Raw genomic sequence first — 20,487 nt, forward strand, 5'->3', positions numbered from 1 at the left:
CCTCATAGTCAAAACAGGTGACATAATGACCAGAAGTAATAGACGTAATTTCAGCCCAGAGTTCAAACTTGAAGCCGCACAGTTGGTCCTCGATCAGCATTACACCGTTTCCGCTGCTGCCACGGCAATGAATGTCGGTAAGTCCACCATGGATAAATGGGTCCGTCAGCTTAAAGAAGAACGCATCGGTAAATCCCCAAAAGCCTCACCGATAACGCCTGAACAGATAGAGATCCGCGAGCTAAAGAAACGACTTCAACGTATTGAAATGGAAAACGATATTTTAAAAAAGGCTACCGCGCTCTTGATGTCGGACTCCCTGAACAATTCTCGCTAGTTGAGAAACTCAGGACGCGGTTTTCTGTTTCCACTGTTTGCAAGGTGTTCGGGATCCATCGCAGCAGCTATCGATACTGGTTCAATCGGCCACGTTTACCTGATGCGGAGCGTGTCCTTTTACTGGGGTTGATCCGTGAAGTTCACCACGCCAGTCAAGGTTCCGCAGGGGCGCGAAGTATTGCCGATATGGTCAGCGCAAAGGGAATGCCTTTAGGTCGTTGGCGGGCAGCTAAGCTAATGAAAGAACTGAATATCGTCAGTTGCCAACAACCCGCGCATCGCTACAAAAAGGCCACCAAAGAGCATGTAGATATCCCGAATCATCTGGAGCGTCAGTTCGCGGTGACCGAGCCTAATCAGGTATGGTGCGGTGATGTGACGTATCTCTGGACGGGTAAACGGTGGGCTTATCTGGCGGTGGTTTTGGATTTATTCTCCCGCAAACCAGTCGGCTGGGCGATGTCGTTTTCACCTGACAGTGCGCTGACGGGAAAGGCATTAACGATGGCCTGGGAATCAAGAGGTAAACCCGCGGGTATTATGTTCCATTCAGATCAGGGCAGTCACTATACCAGCAGGAAATTCAGACAGTTACTGTGGCGATATCGTATAAAGCAAAGCATGAGCCGGCGGGGAAATTGTTGGGATAATAGTCCAATGGAACGCTTTTTCCGAAGCCTGAAATCAGAATGGGTACCGAAAAGTGGTTACGCTAATTTTAGCGACGCAAACATAGCGATAACGAGTTATATCATTGGCTATTACAGCCGGCTCAGACCCCACCAATATAACGGTGGATTAACACCCAATGAATCAGAAAGATTGTTTTGGGAAAGCTCTAAAGCCGTGGCCAATTTTTGTTGACCACTTCATACAAAGTATTACTGTTTGATCAACGTGGCTGTGGGCGATCCAAACCTCATGCCAGCCTGGATAACAATACTACCTGGCATTTAGTCGAGGATATTGAACGGCTACGTAAAATGGCCGATGTCGATAACTGGTTGATATTCGGAGGGTCGTGGGGTTCAACTCTCGCACTGGCCTACGGCGAAACCCATCCAGAACGGGTTAGTGAGATGGTTTTACGCGGGATATTTACGCTGCGTAAAAAAGAGTTGGATTGGTATTATCAGGACGGAGCTTCTCGTTTCTTTCCTGAGAAATGGCAGCGCGTGTTATCTATCTTATCGCCAGAAGAGCAGGGCAATGTTATTGCAGCTTATCGCAAGCGGTTAACTTCACCCGACAAGACTGTACAATTAGAGGCGGCTAAAATTTGGAGTCTATGGGAGGGCGAAACTGTCACATTGCTGCCAACTAAAAGCGCGGCATCCTTCGGTGAAGATGACTTTGCTCTGGCATTTGCCCGCATTGAAAATCACTATTTTACCCACTTGGGTTTTTTGGATAGCGATAACCAATTGCTGGATAATGTCACGCGTATTCGCCATATCCCGGCAGTAATTATTCATGGGCGATATGATATGGCTTGTCAGCTACAGAATGCATGGGATTTAGCAAAAGCATGGCCGGAAGCTGAATTGCATATTGTCGAAGGCGCAGGGCACTCGTTTGACGAACCGGGTATCTTGCATCAATTGATTCTTACAACCGACAAGTTTGCCCGAAAACTCTAGCCGTTATCGGCGGCAAACTCCCGCAGACCTTGTGCGGGAGCCTTTTTACTCATGATTTCATTTTGGGCTCATACGGCAAGCGAGAGAATTTATTAGATTCACTACGGTAGTGGGCCAGCCGTTGCAGAAAATACTCCCGTAGCCCCTCAGGTTGTTCTCGTGCAACCATTTCAGGTATGACTGGCATATTGTAGCGCTCTTTAAATGCGACACCAGAGGCGGCCAGATCAACATTCATTTTTGCTGTTTCTGAGTCAGAAAGCTCAGCCAGATTATATCCCATTGTCTTCTCCTTCGTGCTGCGCGGCAGTTATGGTGCAAAAGGTAATGCAGCGGGTAGATATTGGCAAGTGGGTAATGCGGCCCAGCAATACCTAATTATATTTTTTCTGTGAAATAATATAAATCTCAAAATTTAGGGTTGTTATTTATTGAAGGAAACCTCAAATAATAATCATTCTTTTTAGTATTCTAACGTTAATCTTAATGATTCTTATAATAATTAATCTAAAGACTTAATCTTTTGTTTTTACATTAAAAATCAGATAACTAAGTTATTTGATTTTTTGTCACATATTAATGTGAATAGGGTGTTCTTATTTTGTTTTTATCTTGGCATAATACGAGAGTTAATCGTTGCTTACCTGCATTGTAAAAATTTAGGGAATTATTATGTTGAAAACAGAAATGGCACAGAAGCTTAATGAGCAGTTGAATCTGGAATTTTACTCTGCCAATCTTTATTTGCAGATGAGTGCCTGGTGCAGCGATAAAGGCTTTGAAGGGGCTGCTGCATTTTTAAAAGAACATTCTCAAGAAGAGATGCAGCATATGCAGCGTCTGTTTGAATACCTGAGTGGAACTGGCTCCATGCCGATATTAGGCACTATCAGTGCACCACCGGTCAATTTTGCATCACTGGCTGATGTATTCAAACTGACCTACGAACACGAGCAACTCATCACGACTCAAATTAATGAACTCGCTCATGTTGCAATGACCACACACGATTACTCCACATTCAATTTCCTGCAATGGTATGTGGCTGAACAGCATGAAGAAGAAAAACTGTTCAAATCTATCCTGGATAAATTGGCATTGGTGGGTAATAGCGGCAATTCATTGTTCTTCGTCGATAAAGATTTAAAAACAATGGCAGCACAGAACCACGTTCAGGCCTAATATTTGAGATTGATTTGAACTTGCCGCAGTTTCTATCCACTGCTTAGTGGAGCCGGAAACTGCGGTTTTTTTATTGTATATACGCCATACTCACCGCGACCGTTTCCCCTTAATTTTATTGTTTTGTGCTAATAACATATTGTTTAGTTATGGTTTCTTGTCTTGCTATATTCAAATCGTTATCATTTATGATAAAGGTGATGGGCAGGGTGAGGTTAATTACTGCTCAGCTATTGGTTATATTTCAATCGCCACTCATAATTCGGCGTTTTATTTTGTGCCCTACCTCACAGGTAGTGCAATTGACTGGAAGTGATAGGGGTTCGCGTTGCCAATATAGGATATGGTTGGTAGCAGATTGATTCTTCTCCCCATCGATTAAGGGATATTATGTTTATTCATAAAGTACGTTCTTCTTGCCGCATGCTTTCGGCACTTATTGTGTTATTTGTCGGGCTATCTAGCCAGCAAGCACTGGCTCACGCGCATCTGAAAATTGAATCTCCTGCTGCTGATGCCACCATCGGTTCAGCGCCTGAAGCCGTGACACTGGGTTTTTCTGAAGGTATTGAGTTGAATTTCAGTGGCGTGAAAGTCACAGGCCCAGATAACGATGTGGTGAAAACCGGCGAACTCAAATTGGATCCAGCCAATAATACGCAATTAATTTTGCCGATCGATAGTGCATTGAAAGCAGGTAAATATCATGTTTCATGGCATGTTGTGTCTGTTGATGGTCATAAAACCAAAGGCACATACAGCTTCACAGTGAAATAATATGTCACTGGCGACTCTATTCGTTCTGTGTCGCTTTCTGCATTTTTTGGCGGTGATGCTGATGTTTGGTATCAGTATTTTCACCGCCTTACTCGCACCAGACTGCTTTTCTTCAAGACTCAAAAACCGTTTATCGCCACTCCTTCTGTTCAGCACCTTTCTGGGGCTAGCCTCGGCTATTGGGCTTTTAGCCATTCAAGCTGGCATGATGGGCGATGGTTGGTCTGACACTTACAGGCTGAGTGTGTGGTGGGCAGTGTTGGGGACTCGTTTTGGCGAGATATGGCAATGGCATCTCGGCTTATCCATATTGAGCATGTGGGTAGTATTACTCGGCGCAACCCGTTTTTACTATCAGTTGATGGTGGGTTGCTCAACCTTGCTACTGGCTAGTTTGGCATTTACCGGGCATGCCGCAATGCACGATGGCGCACTGGGATGGATTCATCAGACTAATCAAATCATACATCTGCTCAGTGCGGGCTACTGGTTGGGATGCTTGCCCCCGTTACTTGTTTGCCTTGCATATACACGTCGTGATGATGTTAAACGTGAAGCCATCACGACGTTGATTCGGTTTTCAAGTTGGGGACATTTGGCAGTCGCGTTGGTATTGGTCACAGGTATGATTAACAGCATTATTATATTGCGTGAGACCTCTCTAACGCTGACATCTGTCTATCAGATGCTATTACTCAGTAAGGCAATATTGGTACTGTTTATGATTGTTGTAGCGATCATTAACCGCTATCTGATTGTTCCCATGCTGCGCAAATTGCCAGTAAAAGCCCACTATTGGTTAGTGGTAAACAGCTGTGCTGAAATCGTCCTTGGCGCTGCGGTATTACTTTTAGTGAGTATTTTTGCCACGATGGCACCAGTATAGTGCAAAATTATACATAATAGTTATTGTCGTTAAGCTTGCATCGCTTCCTCTTTATGCGAGAAAATTAAAACAATCGGTTAATTGAGGATGATTGAAATGAAAGGTTTAGTGCTGACGTTATCGTTACTGATGCTATCCGTGAATGCTTTTGCCGCTGGGAAAATAGTGACTGTCAGTAAGTTTGAGTTTGGCAAGCAATGGGCATTTACCCGAGAAGAGGTGATGTTGGAATGTCGTTCAGGCGGTGCTTTGTTTGTGATAAATCCCAGTACATTAGCACAATATCCACTTAACGATGTTGCATCTGGACAAATGAAAGCAGGCCATGTCCTTGCGAAACCGCTAGATATTTTATTATTAGATGATAGTGAGAATCCTGGTCAAAAAATGAATTTGCTACCTTTTCAACAGCGCGCGATGACCTTATGCGAAAAGTAAGCACAACAATTTAAGCGTTGCTACGGCCTTTATTTACTATTTAACAGATAATTACCTTTCTTAACTGGTGGGCTAATTTGTATCAATTAAATTAGTTTGCAACCGTTATTAATTACTTCTGTTGCTAAGTTGGCGAAACACATGTCCTCGACTACTCTTAAAGAGTATGGCTGAACAAGCCTACGTTAATGCCAACTTTTAGCGCACGGCTCTCTCCCAAGAGCCATTTCCCTAGACCGAATATAGGAATCGTATTCGGTCTCTTTTTAACTTGTTGATTTTAAATGGTTTATTTTAAGGCAAACGAAAGTAAACGAAATTTTCACGAAATCCTGTACTCGGCCTAAATCTCAACCCACTCATTTTTACGTGAATCCAGATATACATTCGTCATTTTCATCGACTTGTAGCCAAGCAATTTCTGCGCAAATTCTTTACCGTATTCCGCTTCATAAAGACGCGACGTCAAGCTGCGGATCTTGTGAAAGCTGGGAGGGGAAATGTCATAAACCAGATCGGTTGCCTTCAATGCTTTAACAAATGCTTTGGTAAGCGAGTCCGCGTTTAAAGCTCCGGGTTCTCGGTCTGAACTTTTATTGGATGAGCTGATGAGATATTCACTTTTACTATTATTCAGGCACTTTTCTATAATTTCGTCAACCGTGGTATTCATTATTTCCAGCCGCAGGGATAGCGATCTCGCTATCTGCATCTTGGTTTTACTCTTGACTATCAAGGAGGGCTACTGGCTGAAAGTTTGATTCAATATAGTTGTTGGCCTGAATAGCTTGGGATATTGCATCCCTCCGGGTAATTTGTCCGAGGGTTATTTCTTCTCCGGTAATAGGATTGCGCCAATAAAATGATTTGCGTGCATGAGGATAGGTAAGGTTGCGGGGTAAATTGGCATCATATCATATCGTATTGGCCTTGATGCCATGATTAATTCTCTCTAGCAGTGACGAACTTGTGCTTGGGGATGTTTTAAGTATTTCTTTTGCCAGTCGATAACTTTTAGGCTGAATATAAATCGCACCTGGCTGTACCCGATATTCGCGCCCAGCGCTGGAGTGTCTGGGGGGAGTATCAATCTAGTAGGGTTGCCGTCAGTAATCTGGTAGAGCGGGGGGCGACAACCTAGACCAGCCACAATGCTCCGGTTGTTCGTATCACAGATCTGTAAAAGCAGAACGGTGATGAAGTGGAAATGCAGAACGGCCATAAACTCTCTAAACACTCAACCGTGGATTATGAGAAGTTGGCGGGTTGCGGTGAAAATTTGGAGTTCGCAGACTTCTCTCTAAAAATTAACCGAGGCCGCCATCAGAAAAAGCGAACGGTAATAATTCTGCTGCAATCGTATTCCACCGGTTTAATGCTCACCGATAATTCTTTGGTCTAAGCACCTATAATTATCTGGCATTCGGATGACCATCAGAAGGGCTACGCCAATATAGGTTCATTACCCAGAAAAATTCCACGGTATATTCCAATTGATATCCCAACAGAGCACTTTATTAATCTGCGAGTTCAGATGCCATAGATTGAATACATAGAGCCACCAACGGCAGAAGTATAAAATACAAAACCGGGCTTAATTACCCGGTTTTGTTAGTGGAGATTACCACTCCCAACGCATACCAGCATTTACTTGCCAGTTAGTGTTGATATCTCCGCCTGAAGATTTCTCTAGATCGAGATAGAAGCGAGAGTTTTTGTCTTCTGATAATTGAATATTGGTACCAATACCGTAGGTTATCCAGCTATCTTTCCCATCTTGGTTTTTTACCAGAACGGTATCTTTGCCTCGAACAGTTACATTACGATCACCCGAAAATTCGTGTAGTAAGTCGGCTTTCAGATAAATGTCATTGTTGCTATTTTCCTCAAACCGATGGCCTACACGTACTCCGGCGCGGCCAATAACACTGTTAACATTGCCTTGATTGACCTGTAACCCACTATTAGTGGTGTAGTTGGCTTTATTAATATGAGTGTAAACCAGTTGTCCTTGTGGTTCGATGAAATTACCTCTATCTATCGAGAACTCACGACCATACTCTGCACTCGCGCTCCAAGCCCCATGACTTGTTGAACCATGCCCAGTAGTACCCAGTGTATTTTGATAGTCGAAATCGCTTTTCAGGTGACTATATTTCAATACCAAATCTACATAGTCTTGCTTCTCTGGTCGATTCCATGAACCATAAATACTTCCACCGAAACTTTTATTTTCACCAGAGCCTTGATCAAAGGTTGACCTACCATTCAGATAATGTACGGCAAGACCTTTCGTCCAGATTCCGTTCTCATATTCATCTTTATTATCATAACCTAATTGATAGAAGTTATATCGATTTTTAAAATAACTCCCTTCGTCACTTTTCATTTCGCCACCTTTATAACGCAACCAAACTCCGTTTTCCTGCTGGTCACTTCTTAATTCACCTAAACGTTTATTAAGACTATCAATTTCAATACGTGCAGTGGCGGTCACATAGTTGACACTAGCATTTGCCATCGCAGTATCACTAGCGGCACTTAATTTTTTCTCGACACTTGTGATATACCAGTTGGTGCCATACTGGCTGGCAGGGTCACCATCTTTAATATCTGAACGAAGAATAGGTGTATAGTCGTAGACATATTCGTTGTTAATATCAATCTGATCATAAGCTTTAAAGCTGACATTACTTGACGCGTCTGCAATCCAAATATCTTCACTGAGATCAGCAAGTTTATTGGCATTTAAAGCTTCAATATAGTGAGTACCACCGGTACTGCTCCTGACCACTTCAATAAAGTCACTACCATTTTTACGACTTTCATCAGTTTTATTGGTGTTAACATCAACTAGAAAAATACCATTATTGCCTTTTAGATCAAAAATTTTGACGCCTTCATTCTGGCTTTTATTAGTATGAAGATTAAAGCCGTGAAGATTTACTGTGCCGCCATCCTGTAGTGTTAATGCACTGATTTCAGCATTAATTGCATCAGGTATCCACTGAGCTTTATTCATTAAGGTTACATCCAATATACCTGCCCAGGTATTGCTATCCTTATCATATTCATTTACCTCTGTGCCATGCCAATATGAATTACTACCCTTTAATATGGCCGTAATGCTGCTGCCTACGCCAAATGCATTACCTAGGTCCAGATTCCCTAATAAATTAACTTGATAATTACCTGTATCATTAATAGTTACATGACCACCACGTTTAGCACTAACAGCATCACTTTTTGCCCCCCCCCCCAATGTAGGAAGCATTTTCACCCAATAATTCCAAAAAGTTTTTTGCGTAGGTGTTAATATAAACATTGCCATTATTAGCAGTAATTGTCGAACCTACTCCTGTTGCGTACAATCCATTGTTTGCAATTGAAGCAGTTCCGGTATCGTTATTATCTAATTCAACAAGTGAATTAATATAAACCCCACCATTAATAGTCACTCCTGAACCATTGGAAACCATCATTGCAGTGCTATTATGATGATGGCTATTACCGCCAATAGTCATGTTATTCTTATAACTAAAGCTGTTTAATAAAATGTTATTTTTCTTGTCGGCAGCTAACCCAAAAAAAGCAGTATAGGAACTATCAGTAGTATCTTTCCCACTAATATCAACGGAATAACTTCCGATATTATATGTTTTTTTGCTGATTTCCGTTTGGCCAATGTAAACTTCAAGGGGACTGCCCGGGTTATTTACATTAACCATTGTATTGTAATTGCCATCGCCAGCTATAGCTTCTGATAAGTTTACTGATGAAGGTTGTAAAGAGCTCGATGAGTAAAATAGTTCTCGATCGGAGGCAAGACTATACCCAGACCATAAAATATTGCTAACGAGTAAAGATAAAGTTAACGGCTTAAATAATTTAGATGTAGCCAAGCAAGGATACATGTTTATAAACTCCTGAATTAAAAAGAATATAAGCAGGTATAAAACCTCATAATGGTTTTCATCAATCGATGAGATAACAAAAATAAAAGATGCACATTATATGCAATTTTTTATTTTGATAGGGAATATATGGCATGTCAATACCTATTTCCGTTAAATAATTAATCATACATTTGTGTGCAATAATTTTTTGCAATAAAACCATTAAGTTAGTTATTGTTTTTTATAAGAAAATAAAATGGAGGTAAATATAGTTTGTAAATTAAGCGTTAAATAATTTTTATTTAATAGAGTATTGTAAGTGATCTTTCTTTATCCATAATCTTTGGATTACAGAGAACAGTATCGAAGATTACTAATATGTCCAACTGATAGGTATCCCTGTTGGATACTTTGTTGGTCAAGATGAACAAAGTTGAAAAATCCAATATCCATTAATACTGAGTAATTAACGCGCTAAATTACCCAAAGAGGGCAAGTCCCCACGCTTTAGTGTTTTTTTTATGCCTAACGGAAACCCCGCCCTATATCAGCTATCGATATCACTACCATGCGTGGCGAAGTTGGAAGAATAAGCCCATAAAGATGGTGATGATTCCCCTGCGACGTGGATAAAAAGGCTATTGCGTAAAGAGTTACGCGAAAGGGGGATTTGAGCTTAAATGTTAGTGGAATCATAAAAACAGACAAGCTTATTGATTGGTGCTGGCGGCACAACACCGAGTAATTAAGAGAAATCGTCACTGGCAAGGTGGGCAGATATGCTGGATGGCACTTACACCATTGATGATGTGCAACTGATGCATGATGTGCTGGATGAAATTGCGGCGGTGGTGGAGAGGAGCTGGGTTGGCAATAGACTGTTATTCTGCATCTCCTATACAAGGCATCTATCATGGGTGGGGGCAAATCTCCCCATCCTGTTTTTTCGTGCAGAATCGATTGAAGTCTAGGGTTATCAGGGCTGCTATAGCAGCCCTGTGCCAGAAGCCAGCGTTCATGTCAGTATCCTTGACCGTGGCATTGGTGGAAATACTGTCTGTTTATATTCAAATATTTCGAAAAAAAACCATATTAATTGCATCTAGCGAGTAAGAGAGAGTGAAATTTGGGTATTATTTTTCATATCCGTATAAATTAATCCTACCTGACAAATATTCACCCAAATAGACTTCACTGATTTTATTGAAGCCTTGCTTCGCGATCTCACCTTCTAACCACTCACTGTCCTTATTAATAATTTCAAGCAGGTCATGGTTAGCTAATCCATCGACTATAATTGGATAGCGTATGTTTTCATCACCACTTTGAATAATAGTCAACTGTCCATTCTGTTCGAGAACTACGCGTTTTAGTTGCTCTACTTCATAAATACTATTTGCTCTCAATTTAAACATCAAATCATTTGCAGAAACACCATTTCTTAAACACTCTTTGACATTAACGCTGCCATTATGAACCAAAGTAATAGGTTTTCCATCAATAATTCGTTTAACGAAGCGATTGTTTTCTTTTACAAATTTCAGAACAAAAACAAGCAAGGTCCAGATGATTAACACCAACACAAATTGTAGTACAGTTATCGACTCATTGTAAATTACGCCACCAATAATCCCGCCTAAGACATAGTTTTGAACCTGATCCATTGCAGATGACGGAGCCAGATTTCCTTTTCCCATGAGATTTATTTGGACAATTAAACACAGTATCCCTAACCCCAACTTTATGATAATAGGTGTATAAATAATCATTTTATGCCTTAATTTTTTATGATTTCTATTTCTGGATTTATTAAGGAGACCTCTACTAGTCTGTAAGTTTTTTGATCAACACTTAAATTAACGCGGAAATATAAATTATTAATTTTAACGATAACTCCATCCGATAATTGTACTGAATTTGAAAAAATAGAGATTATACTCACATCTCTTTCTTTTGATAACAACCTCACAAAATTAACCATTTGTGATGACTTTGAGTGTATATTTTGACTATCTGTATAATCTGCATATTGAACTCCAGAAATGAAGAGTAGAAACAAAAAGGCGATAATTGTTAAATCCCGATACTTAGTCTGCAAACGATGACGCATATATAGACTAAAAACGACGATCAGGATAAATAAAGTGCTGAATATAATTATATATTTTAAAAAATCATTTATATTAGACTGAGCTTGAAGATAATTTATTCCATAAAATGTCATATAGATATAATCCCTATTTTCTTATGAATTTCATCTTTATTGTTATGATTCATTGCCATTTTTCACTTTGATGTTACATAATATTAAACAATTATCAGTTATCATCTGAGGGCTGTCATTACTTTTTTAGGCTGAAGTATAGACCATCGATGGTCTAAATCTCTAGCTAGGACGATGGTTTGTTCGAAAAGCCCTCTAATTTCAATTAACAACTTAATCAAAGGTAGCGGTGCGCGTACATGAATCATGTCTGCTGCTCACTCATGGCTGACTGAGATCTCACCTATAGGCGCCTTCGTGCCAGCAGAGGACGTGAGGCTAATCAATAATGAGTTGGTCCGGCTGTATAATCCGTTTAGCCAGTTTCTTTTGCAGAATGATAACGATAATTGGGAACCCTGATGCGGAAATTGCACACACCACCAGCAACGTGTTCACATTTTGTTGTGCCATGCCATGATCGGGTAATAAAAAAGCAGATAGGAAAAATGCGACGGTCGTAATCAGATACATTATTGACGTCTGTAATGAAGAAAATCCAGCTCGTTGTCTGTCATCCGGAAACTGAATCGTAACCGCCGAAGATGAAACCAGACGACTGTAAGATGCACCGAGAAATAAAGTGATAAATAACGCCGCATGCTGATAACCCAGGATTGGTATTAGCAAACTCAGTATAAAGACTATTGTTGAACCTGTAGCCAGAATCAAAGCAGAAAAACGGGAGGTTAACACGCCTGTCATTTTTGTAGACAGATAACCTGTAACACCTCCGGCGAAGAACAGCCAAGGCAAGAGGTTTTGCGAAGCGCCCAACTGCTGTGTCATTAAAGGTACCAGAATAGGGATGATCAGCATTGGACTAAACTGTACAAACGCATTACTGGAAGCGAACAGTAAAGTATCCACACTGAGAGGCTGTGTGTGGCGTGTGGGGAAAGTGGCAGGGTCTTGGGGAATGATGGATACAATCAGTGGCAATGCCAACAAACAAAGTGTACTTATTAACCACAAAGCGGCATGCCAACCATAATGTGTACACAAAAATAATATCGTTGGCATACCTACAATGCTTACCATCGAAAATGACGCAATCACCGTCGCCAACATTTTTCCGCGCAAGTTAGCCGGTGCATTATTTATCAATATACTTGTACCCACACCCATTGTCGTACCTCCAACCAATCCTGCGCAGAATCGCAGTGCAAGCAGAAGACTAAAACTGGAGGTGAATGTAGTCAAAAGTGTCAGTAGGCCTAATAGCGCCATATTGGCGATTAAAAAACGTTTCTTATTGAAATGACCAATCCAGTAAAAGGCGATAACGCCCGAAAGGACTGCACCAGATGTGTACATACCGGATACATAGCCTGAGAAGGATACGGGAACGGCGAAATCTGCTGCCATAAAAGCAAAAATAGGGTTGAACATCATGTATTCCAGCGCATTAGTGAACTGGATAAAAGCCATTACAACCGCTATTCGCATAAGGGCTTTATGATTAAACGTTTGTGTGATCAGTGGCATAGCAAGCAACCTTTGGATGAAAGATATCCGAGTTTAACCGCTATCAATGATGTTCATTAGATGGTAAAAATGACACTTACTATTATCATATATGGGATAATTGATGCGTTCGGCTCTTGATTTTAATACCCTGAAAGTGTTCATTGCCGTGGTCGAAAGAGAAAGTTTTGTTGGGGCATCGAAAGTCCTTGAAATGCCGACATCCAATGTAAGTCGTTGTATTTCGCAGTTAGAAGAAAAACTGAATCTTCAGCTCATTGAGCGCAGTACCCGACATATGAAACTCACCCAAGCGGGGCACCTGCTCTATACCCGAGCGAAGCCATTACTGGAGGCGCTTGAGCAAACTGAGACAGAATTAACGTTACGGCAAATGCAACTCAAGGGCCCATTACGTATCTGTATTCCCAATGAGATTGGTCCTGCATTGCTGGGTTCTGTTATTGCCGATTTCGCCTGTCAGTACCCGGACCTGGAGATCAGCTGTGTCACAAATTTATCAGGTTTCGAATCTCTGCGAGATGATCTGGATTTAGCTATCATTGTTAGCCGTGGTCAGATGGATGACAGTGACTACATCGCTCGTCATCTGGTGACTATCCCTTGCACCATAGTTGCTGCCCCCTCCGTCATTCAGCGTTATGGCACTCCTTCTCGTATACAGCAATTTGAAGAATTACCCTGTATTACAACAGTAAGTGCACTGAAGGGTGCTCCTTGGCAATTTGTCAATATAAAGGAGGGATTCGAGACAATTAAGGTTAAAGGTCATTATCGGGTCAACAGCGGAGAGATGGCTGGTCGAGCTGCGGTATCAGGTGTCGGTTTTGCAATTTTATCGAAACAAGCCTGTCAGCCTTACATTAACGATGGAAGGTTAATTGAGGTTGAGTTTGAACAATCGCCAGCCCCATTGCAAATGTTCGCACTTTATTCAGGTCGGCGTTACTTGCCCGCGAAAACAAGAGCGCTCATTGATTTCATGCAGCAGAAATTAAGCAACTTATCCTTATATCCCTGATTGCAGAGAAGTATTTTCCATATGATATGTAAAAAACTAAAATTAGCCAATGACAGTGGTAACCGTTTTGACGGCTGACTTTAAATATTTGACTCTATTTTGTTGTCTACTTCTTCTAACAGAAATTCTATATTTATCCAGTAGACATACCTACCGCTAATTTTCGGTATTAATAATATTATATAGAGACGTTTTTACTTTCTGTCTCACAGAATCATCTATGTCGCCCGGCATTTATAAATTGCTGCTAATTTCTCTCTGGTTTTCTTCTGTGGGCGAGAATCCACGGCTTCCCATTGAGATACAGCGGATTGGGTGGTGCCAAGCAGTTCTGCTATTTCATATTGCGAAAAACCACGGTAGATACGCCATGCAGCCAGCAAACTGACACCATCGATGAGATTGATTGACCCAGAAAGCCGCGCCCACTGGGAGGATACCTGGTACTTGCCCTACTACCGTGAAGCAGAAAATGGCGAGGTCAAAGGGCTAACCGCGACGCAGAAACAAGTGAAAGCACTAAATGCCCAGTTTGAGATGATGAGGCGCGACCGGATTCTCACGGAGGATCAGAAAAGAGAAAAAATTGACCGACTGATGGCAATTAGAAATAAACTGGTACAGCAAGCGGTGGAGCGGGTCAATCCGTATTTTAATAAGTGAATTGAAAGGGAGTTTAGAAGGACTCCCTGATTTATTAGCTTTTGGGTAACGTGATTTTGTCGTGGTTATAGATGGTTTGGCTTGCCGATTCGATAGTAGTCTCGCGTGGGATGTAATTAGTTCAGACTATCGGCTAAGTGCCAGCAGAGGACATTCACATCAATTGTAGGCATCCACACTGTTATGTAAAATGTGAGTACTGAGCACACCCGAAGGGGAAGAGGCCGTCTCATGTCATCAGCCATCAAATTACTACAAAGGGGAGACGGTTTGGACGTTATGCTGGAAGACGTAAGGATCGGATAGCAGCTGAAATTGCTCGTCATCCGGATAGGTAACTGCAATCTGGTACTGTTCGCCTGCGAATACTTTCACTGCCTCAAGATCTTTCCAGTAAGTTGCAAAGAAGAAATGCTCCCATTCACCCTGCGTCTCTCTTCGTACATATGCCCCCAGATTTCCCGGTGTGCTTTCTGAATGTTCAACACCCGTTTTTTGCAAATGGTTTGCAAAGCCTTCTGCATGCTTGACTGGTACGCATCCGTGCCATGTCCTTACAATCATGTTTCTACCCTCATGTTCTGGAAGGATTTTAAACATAACATATGTGTGGTAAGAGGTGTGATTCGTAAACGAAATCGAATGTTAAATACTCAGAACTAAGGAAGAGGTGTATATGCGGACGATTATTGTTGTGCCATACGATGATAAATGGCCTGAGATGTTTGAAGCTGAAAGTTTACTGATAAAGACATTGCTCGGTGGAGTGGCTAAAAGTATCCATCATATTGGCAGTACATCTGTGTCTGGTCTCTCAGCAAAGCCCGTAATTGACATTCTCCTGGAAGTCTCCGACATCAATGAACTGGATTCATACAACTATGCAATGACCCGCGCCGGGTATGTTGCTCGCGGTGAGAACGGGATTTCGGGGCGAAGATATTTCATTAAGGGCGGTGATTATCGTAGTCATCAAGTGCATGCGTTTGCTGTTGGAAATATGCAGGTATTAAGACATCTTGCTTTCCGTGACTATTTGAGACAAAACAAAGACATTGCTGGGGAGTATGCTGAGATAAAACACTCGGCAGCATTACTCAGTAAAAACGATGTTCATCGCTATAGCGCGCTCAAAGCGAACTTTATAGAGCAACATCTACGATTAGCGCTGAATGACCAGGAACGTTAGAGATAGATTTTGTGGCCAGGATGGTATGTTCGATGTAATGGACATACTCAAAAGCCATGAGCAAAACGCCCGCTTTTCGCTCAGGGTTGACATCATGCTCACCGAGGCTGTCCGCTTGGTGCCAAGAACTGATGTTGTTAAGATCAGTCTGTGTTCATTAACAGAGAATAGGTCACAAGCTCATGCTGCATATTCAGCGTACACCACTACGAGCGAGATCCCAAGGCTCGACATGCTTGCATCCAGTATCACGGCACTACATGCACATGCTGTGGCTTCGACTTTGAGAAGGTCTATGGCGAACATGGGAGAGGCTTCATTCATGTACACCACATTAAGCCACTGCATACTATTGGCGAAAACTACGTTGTCGATCCAGTAACCGACATGCTTCCCTTATGCCCGAATTGTCACGCGATGGTTCATCGTGGTAGTAAAGTACTTCTAGTTGAAGAATTGAAAAAGAAAATGAGATTCTGGAGCGAGTAACTTGTTTTATATAGTTGTTGTAAACGCTGCCAAACCTAAATTCATATGTCCGGGTTAGTGCAAAGTTCAAATATTCGCTTTGTGTAATGAACGGACATTGGCATACAGTTTATCACGTTGTGAAGGGATCCATTTGTCTTAGTAAAAGACGGCTGTTTACGGTCAAAACTTAGCGAATAAGGGTAAGCAGTGAAAACATAATTAGCAGTACCCCTCCGGCAATATTCACGTATTTTTTAAGTATTAGTGGATTAACGTTTTGAGCAGAGAAAACAAGTATATGGCTGATGAAGATAAGCCATATACTCATGACCGCTACGTGAACCGAAGCTAACGTTAAGTAATTACCTACGCCACCAGACGACCCAGCAAACTGGGTAACAACCGTCAGGTAAAAAATCACCGCCTTAGGATTCAATATATTAGCCAACCATGCTTCTCTCAATGTAATAGAAACCTGGCTACTTTGGGTTTGATGACGTTTTGCATTCCAACCAGTTAGGATGAGTATTCCTCCCAACCAAAGAAGATAAACTATTCCAGCAATTTTCAGGACACCATAAACTGCTGGTGATGAGACAATAACTGCGGTGACACCTAATCCGATTAGAAGTGCGTGGGTGTAAATACCCAACGCTGTTCCTGCCAGTGTTCTGAAAAGTCCTTTACGTCCGCCTGCCAGAGCGCTGCTCATGACAAGAGTGAAGCTTGCACCCGGAGAGAGTGCAACAGGTAATAATGCAGGCATAAATCCTAGAAGATTGATATCCATACGTATTGAATACTACACAAGATTTTAGTTAGCTATAACTTTATGCAATAGAGTGATAGATTGAAAATGTTGAACTTCTGAAACGGCCCATATTTTTGCTTTATGCTCATTACAGACAGTCACGCTTAATCATACCTTGTTATACAACATAACCCGAACGCATTAAACGTATCGAAATTTTTTACGAATAGTCCCGAATTAGCTGTTAACTATACAACTCCTTTACGCGCCGCCAGCCTTGATACATATCTTTTGATAGGGGAACGGTGCGGTTCTCTTAATAAAGATGATTTTAGTGAGATGTAAGTATACCCATCCAGTACTTACTAGATATTATCGCTGCAGACATTGGGATGTCTTTAGGCGATAGGGGGGATGGCTATCGCTATCAAAAAGGCGGAGTCATACTGGGGGAGCTTTTACAGCCAATGGGTGGTGTTTGATGATAATCAGTCAGAGGCTAACAGTGCATCACTGATAGCTGTTCTGGACGATATTAATCAATCAGGTAAGGGGGCCGGGTAGAATATACAGAAAGAATGGCAGGTGAAGCGGGAAATGCTATCACTAGCGTAGACGAATCTCGCTCTTGGTATTGATAGTTCCGAATGAATTAGATGCGGGTTGGCCTCGGTTTCCGGCAGTGCGTTGCAATTACGCCAGTAAACACAATGCACAGCGGGCGGCTAAATTGAATTGGGAACGGCTGCAACGTGGCGCGGCGAAATTCTCTATCCAACTGGCGAAAGGGCGCGCGGATCTCTATCCCGAAGTGCCGGTTAAAGTGACCGGGTTCAAAAAGCAGATTGATGAGGCTGATTGGACGTTGGTGACTGTGACCCATTCAGTGAGTGACAGCGGTTTTACTACCGCGCTGGAATTAGAGGTGAAAATAGATGATTTGGATATGGAATGATGATTTTTAGTCGATAATCGCGCATAATTCTCATTAACACCGACCTTAGTCGAGATGATACCGAAGTCCGGATCATGTTCAATTTCCCTTTATGCCTCAGCACAGCCCATACCCGCAATAGTAGCCAAATTGAACGCTAGCACCAGTGCATCAATGTGAATTTGTGACAATGGAAAGTTTATGCGCTCAATATCAAAGCCAGGTGATATTAACCCTGTAATGCCTCATCCACAAACTGGAGGGCAGGGGGAATGTTTTGACGGCTGGAAATAAATTTATCTGCCTTGCACTCATCCCGCTTTTGCGGGTTTTTTTATGGCATCAAAAAAACGATGCTGCCATTTTGCCGCTATTCTCAAATTTCAGGCACAAAAAAACCGCCTCTCGGCGGTTAACGACATACTCATACTACTTTGTTTTACTTAGATTTGTTTCCATGGTGCCCGGGGCGGGACTTGAACCCGCACAGCCATAAGCCGAGGGATTTTAAAAACTCTTAGGACAATCTGCAAATCAATCACTTACGTAAAATCAGTAAGTTACCAAACACGATGGCGGGTTAGTTTGGGTTGTTGTGGGGATGGTAGTCATTGTTTATTTGTATTCCTCATTGTCAGTTTCACTTAAAAACTCTAATTAATGCTGGCAATAAATATTATTTCACTTATATTTTCCCAGACCAATTTTAACATGTCAGTAAAATATAGTTTTTTTTAAAATGGTAAACTTCATTAATCAGATCTTTACTGTTTTATTATTTAAATCTAACCAAAAATTCGCACCCTTTGGGTAAATACACTCCTTAATAATCTTTTCCCGTATCACTAATATTTTATCTAACATCAAGTCGCGCAATACATTAACCATGTGTAATATTACCCAGTCTTTATCATCACCAGATTCGAAGTATATATCAGGTTGATTCAACTCACTAAATAACTCAAGTTCATGCTTTTTTTTCTGTTTATTAATAACCAATGCAATTTTACAACTCTCGAAGCTAAATTCTCCTTTATGTGCTGCAAAATTATGTCTTGCATGCATTATATTGTCATGAATATCTCTACAATCCTCAGGCACATGCCCCCTCTGTAAAGTAAAAGACCTACCTTTACTACTAGTAAAACATCTACCATAGGTCGTTAAAACTGCAATATACAATCCCTTTATCACATTCATTTCATTTCTGTTTTCCCCCCGAAAAACAGGACCTTCAAAATTAATTCCATCTGAGAACTCTTTGATTCTTTCAATCCAAAAGATTACACTTCTTAGATCTTTCTCAAGAAAAACATAAGCTTTGTATTGCTCCACTAAAATACCAGTAAGCAATATTCTGGGGAGAACCTTTCCTTTGTATTTATATATATTAAAGTTCGTCCCATTGTCTTCGAGGACCTCCCTTATTTCGTATTTATCATGTTGTTTAACTTTTATGTGCATGACAGCTATGCCTCTTATATAACATATCATATGGATTCAAACTCACTGCCGCTTCTAAATGGTCCGGTGCAAAGTGACTATAGCGCATGGTCATTTGGATAGTGGAGTGCCCGAGGATTTGTTGCAGTACTAATATGTTACCGCCGTTCATCATAAAATGACTGGCGAAAGTATGGCGTAGAACGTGGGTTAACTGGCCTGTAGGTAGCACCAGTTTAGCCCGGTCAATGGCTTGGCCGAATGCGTCATAAGCATTGTTGAATAAGCGCCCTTTAATCTTTGGAATAAGTTTATGCAGTTCCGCAGAAATAGGGACTGTGCGGTTCTTTTTACTCTTGGTGTTGATATAAGTAATTTTATTTGGCATTACTTGAGCTTGTCTTAGCTGCTCCGCTTCACTCCAACGCGCGCCGGTAGCCAGGCAGATACGAACGATAATACCGAGATCTTTATTACTGGAGTTGTCACACTCATACAGCAGACGTTTAATGTCGTCCTCATAAAGAAAAGTTAACTCGTTTTCACTTTCACGAAATAGCCTAATGCCATCCAGTGGATTCGCATGATTCCAATGTCCTAGCCTTTTTAATTCATTAAACACGGCTCGTAGGTAGGCATGTTCACGGTTGACCGTTGCCTCTTTTGGCGGTTTAACGATTCCGTGTTTTGGCTTACGACTAAACTCACCGGCTAAACGCTGCTTGCGGTACTTGGCGAACACTTCCCGGTCAAAATCGGCAACAGCAGGGTCGCCCAAGTTATCACACAGGATATTGAGTTTATCTAATCTTGCTTTGCCGTCACTCAAAGAGCGTCCGTGGAGTTCATACCACTGACCGACCAATGTTTTTAACCTCTGCGCGGCAGTCTCTGCCGGTGTGTAGTCAATATCCAGATCACCACGTTGCGCTAACTGCTCACGTTCAAAGCGCAACGCCTCGCCGCGAGTAACAAAGGTTTTCCTAACCCGCTTACTGTCACGACCATCTGAGTAAAAATCACAGACCCACTTCCCGTTGGGTAACTTCCGTACTGCCATAAATAAGTCCTCAAGAATAATCCCTTGGGCCTATTTAATGTATATA

General features: G+C 41.6%; 19 protein-coding genes and 5 pseudogenes. 13 read left to right on the forward strand and 11 right to left on the reverse strand.

Translation table 11 applies throughout. From position 1 onward, the window contains the following. The first annotated feature begins 25 nt into the window (after positions 1–25). A protein-coding gene (locus ACF3VQ_RS08795) for an IS3 family transposase (protein WP_392432225.1) occupies positions 26–1,203 on the forward strand; the annotation gives its coding sequence in 2 pieces (ribosomal slippage) (positions 26–284 and positions 284–1,203; 1,179 coding nt in all). 8 nt (positions 1,204–1,211) lie between these two features. After that, a pseudogene (gene pip / locus ACF3VQ_RS08800) lies at positions 1,212–1,979 on the forward strand (prolyl aminopeptidase); the annotation flags it as partial. A 49-nt stretch (positions 1,980–2,028) separates the two neighbouring features. On the opposite strand, the gene ACF3VQ_RS08805 reads toward pip, so the two are convergent. After that, the gene (locus tag ACF3VQ_RS08805) at positions 2,029–2,262 is read right to left on the reverse strand and encodes a DNA polymerase III subunit theta (protein ID WP_392434792.1); all 234 of its coding nucleotides are present in this window, start codon (positions 2,260–2,262) and stop codon (positions 2,029–2,031) included. A 389-nt stretch (positions 2,263–2,651) separates the two neighbouring features. On the opposite strand from ACF3VQ_RS08805, the gene ftnA reads away from it, so the two are divergent. The 4 genes from ftnA (at position 2,652) to ACF3VQ_RS08825 (ending at position 5,262) form a co-directional block, all read left to right on the forward strand. Then, positions 2,652–3,161, forward strand: a complete 510-nt coding sequence (gene ftnA / locus ACF3VQ_RS08810) for a non-heme ferritin (RefSeq protein WP_392434794.1) — start codon at positions 2,652–2,654, stop codon at positions 3,159–3,161. 390 nt (positions 3,162–3,551) lie between these two features. Then, complete coding sequence (gene yobA / locus ACF3VQ_RS08815) at positions 3,552–3,938, forward strand: CopC domain-containing protein YobA (protein WP_392434796.1); 387 nt, start codon at positions 3,552–3,554, stop codon at positions 3,936–3,938. Between the two features lies 1 nt (position 3,939). Then, positions 3,940–4,824: a copper homeostasis membrane protein CopD gene (gene copD / locus ACF3VQ_RS08820; RefSeq protein WP_392434798.1), complete on the forward strand. Its 885-nt coding sequence runs from the start codon at positions 3,940–3,942 to the stop codon at positions 4,822–4,824. A gap of 96 nt (positions 4,825–4,920) precedes the next feature. Then, positions 4,921–5,262: a YebY family protein gene (locus ACF3VQ_RS08825; RefSeq protein ID WP_392434800.1), complete on the forward strand. Its 342-nt coding sequence runs from the start codon at positions 4,921–4,923 to the stop codon at positions 5,260–5,262. Between the two features lie 343 nt (positions 5,263–5,605). On the opposite strand, the pseudogene ACF3VQ_RS08830 reads toward ACF3VQ_RS08825, so the two are convergent. Further along, a pseudogene (locus tag ACF3VQ_RS08830) lies at positions 5,606–6,176 on the reverse strand (tyrosine-type recombinase/integrase); the annotation flags it as partial. 707 nt (positions 6,177–6,883) lie between these two features. Further along, positions 6,884–9,176, reverse strand: a pseudogene (locus ACF3VQ_RS08835) (autotransporter outer membrane beta-barrel domain-containing protein). A 761-nt stretch (positions 9,177–9,937) separates the two neighbouring features. On the opposite strand from ACF3VQ_RS08835, the gene ACF3VQ_RS08840 reads away from it, so the two are divergent. Next, positions 9,938–10,129 (forward strand): hypothetical protein, encoded by a 192-nt coding sequence (locus ACF3VQ_RS08840; protein WP_392434802.1) that lies wholly within the window; start codon positions 9,938–9,940, stop codon positions 10,127–10,129. Positions 10,130–10,291: 162 nt separating this feature from the next. On the opposite strand, the gene ACF3VQ_RS08845 is transcribed toward ACF3VQ_RS08840, so the two are convergent. From ACF3VQ_RS08845 to ACF3VQ_RS08855, 3 genes are all read right to left on the reverse strand, one after another. Then, positions 10,292–10,927 carry a DUF421 domain-containing protein gene (locus tag ACF3VQ_RS08845; protein WP_392434803.1) on the reverse strand — a complete coding sequence of 212 codons (636 nt, stop codon included), beginning with the start codon at positions 10,925–10,927 and terminating at the stop codon, positions 10,292–10,294. Positions 10,928–10,935: 8 nt separating this feature from the next. After that, positions 10,936–11,382, reverse strand: coding sequence for a DUF3290 domain-containing protein (locus tag ACF3VQ_RS08850; RefSeq protein WP_392434805.1), 447 nt, complete (start codon positions 11,380–11,382; stop codon positions 10,936–10,938). A gap of 318 nt (positions 11,383–11,700) precedes the next feature. Further along, a complete protein-coding gene (locus ACF3VQ_RS08855; RefSeq protein WP_392434807.1) occupies positions 11,701–12,909 on the reverse strand; it encodes an MFS transporter in 1,209 nt (402 codons plus the stop codon). 103 nt (positions 12,910–13,012) lie between these two features. On the opposite strand from ACF3VQ_RS08855, the gene ACF3VQ_RS08860 reads away from it, so the two are divergent. Next, the gene (locus ACF3VQ_RS08860; protein WP_392434809.1) at positions 13,013–13,930 is read left to right on the forward strand and encodes a LysR family transcriptional regulator; all 918 of its coding nucleotides are present in this window, start codon (positions 13,013–13,015) and stop codon (positions 13,928–13,930) included. A gap of 218 nt (positions 13,931–14,148) precedes the next feature. On the opposite strand, the pseudogene ACF3VQ_RS08865 reads toward ACF3VQ_RS08860, so the two are convergent. Then, positions 14,149–14,325: pseudogene (locus tag ACF3VQ_RS08865) on the reverse strand (helix-turn-helix domain-containing protein); the annotation flags it as partial. A gap of 1 nt (position 14,326) precedes the next feature. Between ACF3VQ_RS08865 and ACF3VQ_RS08870 the strand changes: the two are divergent. After that, on the forward strand, positions 14,327–14,593 hold the full coding sequence (locus tag ACF3VQ_RS08870) for a DNA repair protein (RefSeq protein ID WP_392434811.1): 267 nt from the start codon (positions 14,327–14,329) through the stop codon (positions 14,591–14,593). Between the two features lie 252 nt (positions 14,594–14,845). Here the strand turns inward: ACF3VQ_RS08870 and ACF3VQ_RS08875 are convergent, their stop codons facing one another. Further along, on the reverse strand, positions 14,846–15,157 hold the full coding sequence (locus tag ACF3VQ_RS08875; protein ID WP_392434813.1) for a hypothetical protein: 312 nt from the start codon (positions 15,155–15,157) through the stop codon (positions 14,846–14,848). Between the two features lie 112 nt (positions 15,158–15,269). Between ACF3VQ_RS08875 and ACF3VQ_RS08880 the strand changes: the two genes are divergently transcribed. Beyond that, positions 15,270–15,782, forward strand: coding sequence for a GrpB family protein (locus tag ACF3VQ_RS08880; protein ID WP_392434815.1), 513 nt, complete (start codon positions 15,270–15,272; stop codon positions 15,780–15,782). 240 nt (positions 15,783–16,022) lie between these two features. Further along, positions 16,023–16,271 carry an HNH endonuclease gene (locus tag ACF3VQ_RS08885; protein ID WP_392435500.1) on the forward strand — a complete coding sequence of 83 codons (249 nt, stop codon included), beginning with the start codon at positions 16,023–16,025 and terminating at the stop codon, positions 16,269–16,271. A gap of 169 nt (positions 16,272–16,440) precedes the next feature. Here the strand turns inward: ACF3VQ_RS08885 and ACF3VQ_RS08890 are convergent, their stop codons facing one another. Further along, a complete protein-coding gene (locus tag ACF3VQ_RS08890) occupies positions 16,441–17,043 on the reverse strand; it encodes a LysE family translocator (RefSeq protein WP_392434817.1) in 603 nt (200 codons plus the stop codon). A 375-nt stretch (positions 17,044–17,418) separates the two neighbouring features. Between ACF3VQ_RS08890 and ACF3VQ_RS08895 the strand changes: the two genes are divergently transcribed. Both ACF3VQ_RS08895 and ACF3VQ_RS08900 read left to right on the forward strand, forming a co-directional pair. Then, the gene (locus ACF3VQ_RS08895) at positions 17,419–17,568 is read left to right on the forward strand and encodes a hypothetical protein (protein WP_392434819.1); all 150 of its coding nucleotides are present in this window, start codon (positions 17,419–17,421) and stop codon (positions 17,566–17,568) included. A gap of 130 nt (positions 17,569–17,698) precedes the next feature. Further along, positions 17,699–17,959 (forward strand): annotated as a pseudogene (locus ACF3VQ_RS08900) (phage late control D family protein); the annotation flags it as partial. Positions 17,960–18,694: 735 nt separating this feature from the next. Here the strand turns inward: ACF3VQ_RS08900 and ACF3VQ_RS08905 are convergent. Both ACF3VQ_RS08905 and ACF3VQ_RS08910 read right to left on the reverse strand, forming a co-directional pair. Then, positions 18,695–19,402, reverse strand: a complete 708-nt coding sequence (locus ACF3VQ_RS08905; protein ID WP_392434820.1) for a hypothetical protein — start codon at positions 19,400–19,402, stop codon at positions 18,695–18,697. Then, a complete protein-coding gene (locus ACF3VQ_RS08910; protein WP_392434822.1) occupies positions 19,386–20,441 on the reverse strand; it encodes a tyrosine-type recombinase/integrase in 1,056 nt (351 codons plus the stop codon). The genes ACF3VQ_RS08905 and ACF3VQ_RS08910 overlap by 17 nt, the downstream gene beginning before the upstream one ends. Positions 20,442–20,487 lie beyond the last annotated feature (46 nt).

It is taken from the genome of Yersinia fenwicki, from assembly GCF_043099325.1.
Classification (GTDB): Bacteria; Pseudomonadota; Gammaproteobacteria; order Enterobacterales; family Enterobacteriaceae; genus Yersinia.